This is a genomic window from Aliterella sp. E5.1 (assembly GCF_057473825.1).
The window spans coordinates 1-3,713 of the sequence record NZ_JBYCCV010000188.1 but is presented as its reverse complement, the minus strand read 5'-3'; the positions used below and the strand labels follow the sequence as shown (position 1 = coordinate 3,713).

The window sequence follows — 3,713 nt, the reverse complement described above, 5'->3', positions numbered from 1 at the left end:
TGCTCTTCCGATCTGCAACTCGTGGGAGAGTACAGCTAAAAATTCATCCTTGACACGGTTCGCCGCTTCAGCATGACTGCGGGCGGTTTGTTCTGCTTGGTAAAGCTGAGTGCGGGAGATTGCCTGGGCGCACTGCTGCGCCAGCGATAGAATGAAAGCCCGATCCTCCTCTTCAAGCAGTTGGGGTTTAGTGAAACCAAAGGATATGCCTCCCAATGCCCGACCTTCTACTATCAGGGGTAGAGAAATCCAGCAACCAAAGTTTTGTCGCTCGTACTTTTCAGCTAGGTAAGGATAACGAACGGCTCGTTCTTCTGAAGACTCCGCCCACAATGGTTGCCCAGTCCGCACCACTTCTGCTAATGGCACGGGGGCATTGAGGGAAAATTTTTGCCAGCCATTAACTTGGTCGATTTCACAACCAACAGCTTGGACGACTTCTAACTCAGTGCTAGTTTCATTTAGCAACGCGATGATCGCAAAACTAGCATCCAAAGCTGCAATCCCTTGCTCAACAATGACTTTGGAGACTTGAGTTGGCGTAAGCGATACGGATAGAGCAGCGGTTACAGATTGAAGACGGGCAACCCGTGCCGTTGACTGCTCTGCTGCTTGTTGCGCTTGCTGGGCTTCTTGATAGAGACGGGCATTATCAATAGCAATCGCAGCACGATGGGCAATAGCCTCTACCAGGGCTAAATCAACTTTGGTGTAATGACGATTTGATTCAGCCGTCACCAACGTAATTGTCCCCAAAATCTGCCCGCGAACAATTAGAGGAGAGATAATATAAGAGTTTAAGCCTAATTCGCGTAAAATTTGCAGATGTTTAGCATCCTGAGCAGATGCCACGAGTACTGCATCGGAAATTTCCGTTGCTATTTCTGTTTGCCCTGTGCGTAAAACTTTTGATATTCCCTCAGCGTCATCAAGTTTTGTGGGATAACGTTTGTGGAGTTCCCAACCTAACTTTACCTTCTCAGGATCGCGGTGAGTCACAGCGACCCGATGGATGAATTGGTTTGCTGTTAAAAGATCTACAGCACACCAGTCGGCAAGGAACGGCACTACCAAATTAGCAACACTTGCTAAAGTGCGTTCGTATTCCAGCGAAGATGCTAGCACCGTTGTAACTTCTACTAAAAACGTAGCACGCTGCTGGTCAGCTTCTGCTTCTAAACGAGCAGTTTGCTCTCGAATCAACTCAATACGCTCAGCTTCTGCCTGTTTGCGCTCTGTAATATCTTTGTTAATGCCAATAAAAAAGATAGGATTTCCAGCTTTGTCATACACCGTTTTGGCTGTTGTTTCGATTGGCACTGCTGTTCCATCTTTTCGCTGACAGGAAATCTCACCATAGAACGCTCCAGTCTCCTGGAGGGACTGAATTATTTGGGTAGTCATCGTCGCTTTTATACCTGGATCGTGGAGAAAGTTGACAGGTTTGCCGATCGCCTCGGCTGCCTTGTAGCCAAAAATCTGCTCGGCGTTGCCCAGCCAGCGTTGAATTTTGCCTTCCAGATCAGTTAACAAAATGGCATCGGGCATTTGCTCCAAAGTGGTATCTGAAATCAGTAGCTCTGTTTCGGCTTGTTTACGTTCAGTAATGTCGTGCATGACAACGGCTGCGCCTCGCTTTTTGCCCTGGGTATCGACGATTGCCTGCCCGCTGGCTAACAGCGTCCGCGCCATGCCTTGCTTAGGTACAATTACCATCTCAACATCAACCACCTGCTCCTGTAACGCTCGAAACAATGGAATCTCCGCTTTGGGCATTGGTGTTTTTCCATCCGGCAGATACAGGTTATAGCGTTCAGCCCATTGCTCTGGTGGTAGGGGTTGTTCTGGCAATCCGTGAAATTTGCGTGCTGCCTGATTAAACAGGGTTAAAATGCCCTCGGCATTACACGCGACAATGCCTGCTTGCACGTTATCTAGCAATACCTTGAGGAATTCCTGTTTTTGTTCAAGGGCTGCCTCGGTTTGCTGCCGCTCTGTAATTTCTAGATGGAGTAATTCGTTAGTTTTAGATAATTCAACCGTCCGCTGCTTTACCAACTGCTCCAAATCACTCTGTATCTGTTGCCTTGATAACTCCGTTTGCTGCCGCTCCAATTCAGTAGCGATTCGTAAGGCAAAGATCGTTAGCAGAGATTCTGCAAGCTGTACATTCTCTAAAGGTTTTTGACCCATTACGCCCAGTAATCCTAGTGGAATTCCTCTAGAGTCAAAAAATGGAATTGCTAGATAGCTTTCTACGTTCAAGGGTGACAATAGTGGCGCATTGGGAAACAGAGCTTGAACGCCGCTTGAGTAGCAGCATAGCTTTCGTTGTCGGATTATCTCTCGGCAGGGAGTATCTTGCAGCAAGTATTCAAAGTTGTCGATGATTTGACCTTGAGCGCAGGCAGCAATAGTTTTTATAAGTTCCGAGTTATCTCCCTTCAATAAACCAATATAGGTGTAATCCATCCCCAAAGTTTTCGCTAGGTATTGCACTAATGCCGAGAAAAATGCTTCGCCAGTTGCCCCTGAAACACCTTGGCTTACTGTTAATAAGGCTTCATCGACCTGAGCAATTTTCCGCGCCGCCAATCTTAGCTCTAGTTCATCCACAACCATCGCCGCTAGATCTGCTAGGGTTGCTTGCTGTTCAGAGGTTAAGGAATTGCGGGGCTTACTATCTAACAAACATAGTGTCCCTAAGTTAAATCCGTCTGAGGTTAACAACGGCGCACCTGCGTAGAAGCGTAGCCCTGGTTCGTTTTGCACGAATTGATTGCAAGCGAAGCGAACGTCTTGCCGAGTATCAGGAACCACCAACACATCATCAGATAATACGGCAAAGCTGCAAATACTCGCGTCCCGATGCACTTGTTGCTGGTCAAACCCATAGTAGGACTTAAACCAAGCTCTAGATTCATCTAACAGTGAAACTAAGACAGTTGGCATCTCAAACAGCCGTGCTGCCAATGAAGTAATCCGGTCAAATGCCGCTTCAGGAGGAGTGTCGAGAATATTGTATCGACGTAGAGCCGCCAAGCGCTCGATTTCATTTACAGGTATTGGGGCAGGAGCTATCACTTTAGACGGGTCAGTCATGAGATTTGGTCAAATACATTAACTTGAGGCTTTAAGAGAATGCGTAAAGCGTGTTTGCTTCAGGTCAAGTGTTATGTTAATTGGATAACGATTTTTATTAGTTATTCTGGCTCAACAGGCTAGGCAAAATCTTGGTTAAATCCGGCGGCGAACACTTGCTGCTGGTAGTCCATTGAGTGAATTACTTTGCCCATTTCACGTTCCTTTTGAACTGATACTCGTATACAAATATACTAACTTTTATTTATATTGGCTCTCCCTTTTAGTAAAAGGTAGCATTAACAGTTGTAGTTAATGTAAGGATACAACAACACAAGAATTTATCTTGAATAAATAAGCTTAAATGCTAACTTCTCTTACCAGCCAGCTTGCTCGTGCAAACTTTAAATGGCTCATTATGTATACAGATTTAAAGGCTAAAGCATATAAAGTAAAAAAACACGCATTAATGGCAATAAAACGTGGTCAGGCAATAAAGGAATTGGGCAAGAATATCCAAAAGCGCTACCAAATCGTAGCAGATTATGGTCATGAAATTGAAGAATACGGGCTGCTTGTTCAGTATCATGTAGAAAAGTCGCTAATGACAGATTGCTAACCCCCTTGAGCAA

Annotated in this window: 2 protein-coding genes; one reads left to right on the top strand and one right to left on the bottom strand. The window is 45.6% G+C overall.

Features of this window, described 5'->3' with window-relative positions:
* Nucleotides 1-3,102 (bottom strand): GAF domain-containing protein (locus AC2VE5_RS24625; protein WP_486890247.1); only part of this gene is annotated, 3,102 nt, incomplete at its 3' end.
* A 343-nt stretch (nucleotides 3,103-3,445) separates the two neighbouring features.
* Between AC2VE5_RS24625 and AC2VE5_RS24620 the strand changes: the two genes are divergently transcribed.
* Complete coding sequence (locus AC2VE5_RS24620) at nucleotides 3,446-3,700, top strand: hypothetical protein (RefSeq protein ID WP_486890246.1); 255 nt, start codon at nucleotides 3,446-3,448, stop codon at nucleotides 3,698-3,700.
* Nucleotides 3,701-3,713 lie beyond the last annotated feature (13 nt).